6 protein-coding genes and 1 pseudogene are annotated in these 7,605 nt (G+C 60.8%); all 7 read left to right on the top strand.

Annotated elements, in window-relative coordinates; genetic code table 11:
• Window positions 1-329: 329 nt before the first annotated feature.
• The 7 genes and pseudogenes from Mspo_RS19095 (at window position 330) to Mspo_RS19065 (ending at window position 7,442) form a co-directional block, all read left to right on the top strand.
• Window positions 330-1,967 carry a hypothetical protein gene (locus tag Mspo_RS19095; RefSeq protein ID WP_159732839.1) on the top strand — a complete coding sequence of 546 codons (1,638 nt, stop codon included), beginning with the start codon at window positions 330-332 and terminating at the stop codon, window positions 1,965-1,967.
• Window positions 1,968-2,295: 328 nt separating this feature from the next.
• Complete coding sequence (locus tag Mspo_RS19090) at window positions 2,296-2,766, top strand: hypothetical protein (RefSeq protein ID WP_159732837.1); 471 nt, start codon at window positions 2,296-2,298, stop codon at window positions 2,764-2,766.
• A gap of 521 nt (window positions 2,767-3,287) precedes the next feature.
• On the top strand, window positions 3,288-4,955 hold the full coding sequence (locus Mspo_RS19085) for an ankyrin repeat domain-containing protein (protein WP_159732835.1): 1,668 nt from the start codon (window positions 3,288-3,290) through the stop codon (window positions 4,953-4,955).
• A 229-nt stretch (window positions 4,956-5,184) separates the two neighbouring features.
• Window positions 5,185-5,685, top strand: coding sequence for a hypothetical protein (locus Mspo_RS19080; protein WP_159732833.1), 501 nt, complete (start codon window positions 5,185-5,187; stop codon window positions 5,683-5,685).
• A 353-nt stretch (window positions 5,686-6,038) separates the two neighbouring features.
• Window positions 6,039-6,217 (top strand): annotated as a pseudogene (locus tag Mspo_RS19075) (transposase); the annotation flags it as partial.
• Window positions 6,218-6,535: 318 nt separating this feature from the next.
• On the top strand, window positions 6,536-7,117 hold the full coding sequence (locus tag Mspo_RS19070; protein ID WP_159732831.1) for a hypothetical protein: 582 nt from the start codon (window positions 6,536-6,538) through the stop codon (window positions 7,115-7,117).
• Window positions 7,113-7,442, top strand: a complete 330-nt coding sequence (locus tag Mspo_RS19065) for a transcriptional regulator (protein ID WP_201281762.1) — start codon at window positions 7,113-7,115, stop codon at window positions 7,440-7,442. Before Mspo_RS19070 ends, Mspo_RS19065 begins: the two co-directional genes overlap by 5 nt.
• Window positions 7,443-7,605: the final 163 nt, after the last annotated feature.

Below are 7,605 nucleotides of genomic sequence, written 5' to 3'. Positions count from 1 at the left end.
TCGAAGGGCCCTCCTTCATCTCTCGTACAGTTGAGCGCCGCCGATACTCGCGACAGCGCGCTCGTGACACACGACCCGAAGCGGTCATTCGCGGAATCGGGCAATGGGCCGAGTGCCGCTCCGCATCGCACTGGAAACGGCCGGTCCACGCTCGGGGCGCCGTCCCTACTGGCGATGCTCGAAGTCGAGGCCTGCGTATCCGATTTAACATATCCTTGTCATGGCGCGGCTATTCACTGCCGGGAGGTCGAAGAGCCGATTTCGAGGCGCGCATGATATTACTAATGTACTTTGTCACTATTGCCATTATAGGCACTCTCGCGGCCTTGATGACGGTCCGCGACATGGCGATCCTAGTGGCGTTTCTCACATTGGGACTCGGCTTGCCGATCATCTTCGCCGCGACCGCGTTCGTCTACGGCGTTTGCGCCTTGCCAGCCGTCGCCGGTCGGCGCTTCGGCTCGGGCTGGGAAGGCGTCGCGCTCTCCGCCGGGATCATGGCGACCGTCGCAATTGTCCCTGGATACGACGCTCAAAGGCGAGCGGAAGAGGTCTCGATACCCTTCAAGCGATTTGATTTTGCGCCCCCGGCGCTGATCGGCGTGACGTCCCTGGAGATTCGTCGCCGCTCCGCCGATCACGATCAGACATTCATGGATCAGGACGCCTGCGGTTACGAATGCCGCGCTCTACTCACCTATGGTCGGGTCGAATGGGTGCGGGTCGTCATGATCGATGGAGCTGCGGCCGGCTCGCTCTACAGGCTCGAGCGCGGAAAAAGCTGCGCCGCGCCTGGCGGCTCGACGTCGGAAACCGCGACTTGCGTCCTGCCGGCGCGAGACTCCGGAGAAGCGCCCGAGTTGACGATCCAATTCGACACCTTGTCGCTCCTTCCACATGATGAGCCGAGCCCGCTGCGACTGGTGGTTCCACGGACCACCAAAACCGTGACTGCGCATTGGCGGGAAGGCGGCGAAGCAACTGAAATCCTCCATCAAACGGAAGTCGGAGTCGATGTGGCCGTGGTCCCGGCGATCTGGGGTCCGATCATCGACGGTATGCACAGCGAAGGCCTCGACATCATGAGGCGTCGCATTGTCATCGATCAGATTTCGCTCAACGGGACCTTGGCGCGCCTCGGTCTTTCGCTCGAGCGGCCGGCCGGCGTGGCGGCCGTCGAAACCAAGCCTACGCGCGGGCAGGGCGTCAACGACTTGATGACCAGAGAGGCTCTCGCCGTTCTGAACCTGCCGCAGACCGAGACCTTCGATCCCCAACAGGCAAAGCCGATACACGATTGGCTCGAGCGCGCGACCAATATGAAGGAGTGGACTCCACCCTCGATCGACTTCTTGCGCCGGATCGCGCATGACCGACGCATCCGATCGCTCATGTCTTTTGATAGAATATTCGAGCATAACCCCGTCGTCACGGCGGCGCTGATGCCGGACATTCTTCAATTGATCGCGACCGATGGGATAGGGCCAGATTACACAGCTGCCCGCCAGGCTGCTTACACATTCCCTCGATTGGCCCCCGCATATCTCGAGCCCTACGCCGACCAGATCGTCGCGCTGCTCGATCGCGGACGAGCCGTGCAAGAAATATTGCTCCCTGCGGTCGGGCGCCTCGGCGTCGATCCCACGCCTTATCTTCTTCCCTTCGGCGCTGATCTCGATTCCCGTGCGATCGATCGGTTGGCGCGGATCAAAGGCGCATGTTACGCGGACAAGCGCTGGGCGCCGAAACTGGTTGGCCCGCTGAGGGAAGCGCTGAGGTCGAATCCGAAGCGCGGACGCCGTAAGGCAATCTTGGCGGCGATCGCTAATCTCGGTGATCGTGACTTCGCCGTAAGGGAGCTTTCCCATGGAAGCGACGAAGCTCGGCTGCTTTCTGAAATCAATCGGTATCTCACGGACGAGCGTTATCAGCCGAACTCGGTCTGCGCCACGATCGGCTGGGATTGAGTGTGGACTTCGCACGGTGTTGAGCGCTGCGATCGAGGTCTTCGAGATCGGCCGACCTCGAACGTCCACTTTTGGCGCATCCTCCCCGTAGAGCGAACGAGGAACTCTGACCCGAAGGCGACATTCGCGGAAGTGGACCGACTTTGGACTGAAGTGGCGCTCTCGATTTTTGATAATTTTTGTACAATCCAGGTTGTTGAAATTTGATGCTTCGCGGACTTGCAAAGTCTTGATTTTAGCACGGGCTCTGGAATAACCAGTTTCACAGTGTCCACAAACAATGCTACCTCTCACGCTGTTTCGATATCCGACACAAAAAGCACACGCGATGCCCCAGCCTTACCTTCCGACATTTTCAAGCAAACGATACTCTGTTGGTTTCCAAGCCATCAGGGAACGCCCTGCGTTTGCAGAGATAATCGGCCGGTGCGTGAGCATCTGGTCTTATGTAGACAACGAAATAGGCGGGCTTTTCGGTATTTTGCTCGGAACGGATTCCGAAGCGGCCCACCGTGTGTTCTTGGTCTTGCGGCGCTGGACACATCAGCGAGAGGCTCTCGACGCAGCAGCCGGAGCCAAGCTTTCAGGCAATGAAATGGCTCTGTATCAAGCATTGGTAAAAGACTACAAATCCCTTGAAACTCAATGCAATGATCTAGCGCACGGCTGCTTTGGGATATGCCCCGACGATGACAGCTTATTGTTTCTAATCAAGGTTGAGCACCACGTCATCTGGCAAGCAATATTATACCAAAACATTTTAAAGGGATTATACCGGCAGATTATCATCAAGTATTAAAAGAAAAATTGTATGTTTATCGCCTACATGAACTAGAACAATTATACAGCATGATGGAAAAGCTTTGGCTCGATATATTCTATTTCAATGGCTATCTGCGTGAGACCAAAAATCACCTTCGGCAAGAAGAATTTAAAAAGCTGTTGGTGGCGCGCGGGATAGGTAACTAGCCCAGAAATCGCAAAGCTCTCCTCAATATGGAACCCTCGCCCAAACGTCCCCTCCTGGCGCCACCTCCCCGTTCGGGACGGCGAAGAGGGAACTCTGACCAAAGCGGTCATTTCCGGCGCTCCGCACAGGTCGGTATCCGCAGCCGTCCAGAGGCGGTGGCATCGCCTGAAAACCGGTATAGCGACTTGACGGAACTCCAGGCTGTCCAATACTCTCTATTCCAGCGGTGCAGGCCGCTCCCGGGTCCGCGGGAAGGGTTCAACCCACCTGTTCTCCAAGCGGACCGATTACCAGCCCTTTGTGCTGCCGTTGCTGCGGACCTTCGGCGAAGATAAGCACGGAGGTCTGTGATGAAGACGCTGCCCCTCAGGGCTAATCTCGACCATTTGAAAAAGCAGGCAAAGACGTTGCTGCGGCGTTATCGCGACGGCGATCAGAGCGCGATCGCCCGTTTTGCCGAAAGTCTGCCCGCGGCCGCAAATCGGAATTCGGAGCAAACGAAGGCGCTTCGCCTTCGCTTGCACGATGCGCAGTCATGCATCGCGCGCGAATATGGTTTCGCTTCGTGGGCCGACCTCAGCTTGCATGTAGAAGCCGGCGCGTTCGCGCAGGGCGAACAGGCGTCTCTGGTAACCCGCTGGCTGGCGCTCGCTTATGGAGGCGATGTCACCGGCAATTTTGACGCCGCACGACCGAGCCTCGCGGCTCGGCTCTGGCTGGACCACCCGGAGCTCTTCGCGGGGAATGTCTATAGCGCCTGCGCCGCCGGAGACCTCGCGGCGATCACTCAGGCGATCGCCGTCGATCCCGAATGGATCAATCGACCGGACGGTCCGCTCAACCTTCCGCCCCTTGTCGCCGTGACACATTCCCGCCTCGGACAACTGCCGGAGTTCATCACGCGGCTGCGCGCGTGTGCGCAAGCCCTTCTCGATGCCGGAGCCGATCCTAATCAGAGTATCGGCAATCGGTTCCCGCCAGCATCCCTGGCAGCGCCTGATGACGCTGGACGGCTCTCCGCCCTGTATGGCGCAGCCGGAGTCAACCGCGACCCGGCGCTGACGGAGATGCTGCTGAACGCTGGCTCTGACCCGAACGATGGCGAATCACTCTATCACTCGCTGGAAAACCCGGACTGCACGCAGGCGCTGCTCCGCCACGGCGCGCGCATTTCCGGAACCAATGCGATGCGGCGAGCGCTGGATATGCCGGAGCCGGCCGCCCTCGAAATGCTGTTGGCTCACGGTGGCGACCCGAACGAGCCGGCCGGCGAAGGGCCTACGAAAATCTGGGGCGCCCCGCTGCTGCGCGCGATCGCAGTGCGCCGGTCGTCCCGCCATATCGTCGCGCTGCTCGCAGCTGGAGCCGATCCTCGGGCGCAGACGCCTGGCGGCGTAAGCGCCTACCGACTGGCTATGCAAGTCGGACTGGCCGAGGTGGTAGAAGTGCTGCGCGCCGCCGGAGTGGCGGAGGCCCTTGCGCCGGACGAGGCCTTTGTCGCAGCCTGCGCTCGCGCCGACGGCGTCGAGGCGCAACGCATTCAGATGGAACATCCGGATCTGCCGGGGTCTCTCCCGATGGAGCTGCTGCGGCTCATGCCCGATTCGGCAGCCTGGGGACTCAGAGAAGCAGTCATGGTCATGGTCGAACGTGGCTGGCCGATCGAAGCGCGAGGTGGAGATTGGGATGCGACGGCGCTGAACCACGCCGTCCTGCGCGGAGACGCGGAACTGACGGGCTTCCTTCTCGCGCACGGCGCGAGCTGGCGCGAAGGGCACGGCTACGGCAGCGACGTGCTCGGCACGCTGTCCTGGGCGTCGATCAACGAACCGACAGGGATCGACGCTCCCGACTGGGAGGGTTGCGCGCGCGCGATTGTCGCACATGGACTTCCCAGGGCGGAACGCGATCCGTCGAACCCTGAACGCATTTTAATCGATGGTCGGCCCATACGCTTTTCTGAAGGTGTCGCGGACGTCTTGTCGGGAAGCAGCCGCGCACCGTCTGAACCAAGTTGAGCGCAACCGTGAAGATTATCGACGGACACCTGCCGGGCCGGAAGCTCGCAAGTGTCCGTCGGCCCGGATTCGTTCAGTCGTTTGGGTAATGCCGCATCGCGGGCCGCGCGCGGGACTCGATCGATCTTTTTGTGCAGCGAATATCCGCGAGATCAGGGAAGAGCGGAATCTATCGTTTCGTGCATCGAATGGCCGCAAATGGCGCTAGATTGACGTGTGGAGCGCGTAGATGTTCTTAGTGAATTGGCGAAGCGACCCCGGTACGAAGACAAATGGAACGCTCAAGATGCTCACACAGTTGAAACGCCAATTTATCGTGACGCTTGCAATTGTTCATTTTGTTTCTTTTGCATGCGCTCCATCGAATGCTCACGCAGGCAATTTGCCAACGCCTGTTACATTCGTGTTTTCCAATCTGTGCCAGGAGGTCAATGGTGGAGACGTTTCTGGGTGGCAGCTTTCGATTGTTCGCAGACCCGGCACTGCGCATGTCGCCATTTATTATGGGAACGGTCCATTGAACGGGCCGATTGAAATCGCGAATCCGTCGATAGCAAACGGCCGCTTCATCGCGGTCATCGAAACAAGTGACGGGACAGTCGCATTGGATGCGGCTATTGCTGGCGATCATTTAACGCTGTCCTACAGATGGCGAGACGAGCAGCACACGGAAGAAGCGATATTGCGACGCGTTAAAAGCACCAATGCGAAGCCGATAAAATGCGGCTAATGGGGAGCGATCTGTAGCTTGTCTGATAGCTGGGGGCTCGCAACGCAATTTCTCCTCGGCGTGGGCGCGACGGCCATGCCCATGCGGCTGTGCCAATGATCGCTCCTGACGCATCCTCGCCATAGGTGCCCCGAACTTGCGGGCAGCCAGCCCGGCTTATTCATGATGGCGCTGTTCGAAGGCTGGCGAGTGCAGCATAGGGCGCTGAAACGGCGCAGGATTCGGTTGCTTACACCAGCCCTTTCCGCTTCCCTCGGCCTGCCACGCCCGCCATGATCGACGATACGTTTCCCGCCTTCTCCTTTCCAGCCGTCGATGGCAAGAAAGTCACAGCCGCGTTCGACGGCGGACGCATCGCCAATCAGGTTCGCCTCGTCTTGCACACCGCCGCCTATTGGCTGATGCTCGGCGTGCGCGACGCGATCCCGAGCCCCACGACCTCGCGAAAGCCGAGTTCTCTACGCTGCGCCTGCGGCTGCTGAAGATCGCGGTGCGCGTCGCCTTTGTCGCCACCTGTCCCGAAGCCGATCTCTTCTGCTCCATGCCGGCGGCGCTGCTCATGCCCGGCGGCCGTGAACGATTGGGCGGCACGCTCCTCCCGTCTCGCTATGCGTGGTCGGCGAGCCCCGAAAGCCCGGCCGCTCTATCGCCGCTCGTGAACGTGAAACTCTGGCGCAACCTTCCCCGTTCGGGACGGCGGGCGAGGAAGGTATGACCAAAATGGACCGTCCCTCCCGAGGGGCCGACGCCGGTTCACCGGTGTGCATGCAGCGCTATTGCAAGTCAGATAACTCTGCGCTACAGAGTTATCTGACTCTGATATGCAGAGTGCTCCACAAAGGATAGACCAATGATCGAGCAACCCGTCACCGTCGATGACGCGCGCCGGTCCCTCGAGGCGGCGGAGCGTGCCGAGCGAGAGATTTTCCAGGCGCGATCCTATGTGCGTGCCGCGCCTTACCTCGTCCTGTGGGGGGCGATCTGGATCCTCGGCTTTCTTTTGGCCGCCTATGCGGCGCCAGGCGACGCGCGAATGTGGCCGGCGCTGTCTGCGCTCGGCGCCGTCGCCAGCCTGGTGATAGCCTGGCGCCAGAACCAGCGCAGGCGCGCTGATCTCCGGCGCGGTCTCCGAACAACAGCTACGGCGTTCCTCATTGCTTTCTACGCCGGTCTATGGCCCGCCGTGCTGCTCTCTCACAATCCCAACCGCTTCGGTGTCTACGCCGGTACGGTGACGGGAGCCGCCTATCTCATCGCCGGACTTTGGGCGGCGCCGCTCATCCTATGGCTGGGCCTCGTCGTGACGGGGGTTTTTCTGGCGGGCCTTGTCGTCGATCCGGCGATCTTTCCGGCCTATGCGGCGTTGCTGGGCGGAGGAGGCCTGATCGCCGCGGGCCTGCTGCTGCGCGGAAAGAAGGCCGGCGATGATTGACGCCTTCGATCCAGTCATTCACGCGCCCGTGCGCCTTCGCGTCATGGCCACACTCGCTGCGTGCTCGCCCGGCGCACTCGTCGAATTCACCCGCCTGCGCGCGCTACTGAAGCTCACCGACGGCAATCTCGGCGCGCATCTCTCGACGCTCGAGAAGGCGGGGTATGTCTCGATCGAGAAGGATTTCGTCGGCAAGTCGCCGCGAACTCGCGTCGCGGCAACGCCAGAGGGCCGCTATGCCTATGCCGGCCACATCGCGGCGCTGAGGGCGATCGTCGACGGAGCGGCGCGGATGGACTCGGTGGAAGGCGACGCCGGCGCCTGACGCCACGCAACGGCTCCTCGCGTCTTCGCGTCGCGAGGAACGCTGCGTCGATCCGAACTTAGATGTCACAGGACCGTCGAAATCGCCGTATCCCTCCGGCGGCGGCCGCCTGGCGGTGACCTCGGTTTTTGGGATAGCTGCGTGACGGGTGGCGCGATGATCG

The sequence above is a fragment of the Methylosinus sp. Ce-a6 genome (assembly GCF_009811655.1).
Lineage (GTDB): Bacteria > Pseudomonadota > Alphaproteobacteria > Rhizobiales > Beijerinckiaceae > Methylosinus.
Note: the sequence above shows the minus strand (reverse complement) of the source record. Positions and strands in the feature narration are given on the sequence as shown.

Bases quoted from the DNA above. Each gene is read 5' to 3' on its own strand.
- Mspo_RS19095 (WP_159732839.1), top strand. From the start codon at position 330: ATGACGGTCCGCGACATGGCGATCCTAGTGGCGTTTCTCACATTGGGA.
- Mspo_RS19090 (WP_159732837.1), top strand. From the start codon at position 2,296: ATGCCCCAGCCTTACCTTCCGACATTTTCAAGCAAACGATACTCTGTT.
- Mspo_RS19085 (WP_159732835.1), top strand. From the start codon at position 3,288: ATGAAGACGCTGCCCCTCAGGGCTAATCTCGACCATTTGAAAAAGCAG.
- Mspo_RS19080 (WP_159732833.1), top strand. From the start codon at position 5,185: ATGTTCTTAGTGAATTGGCGAAGCGACCCCGGTACGAAGACAAATGGA.
- Mspo_RS19070 (WP_159732831.1), top strand. From the start codon at position 6,536: ATGATCGAGCAACCCGTCACCGTCGATGACGCGCGCCGGTCCCTCGAG.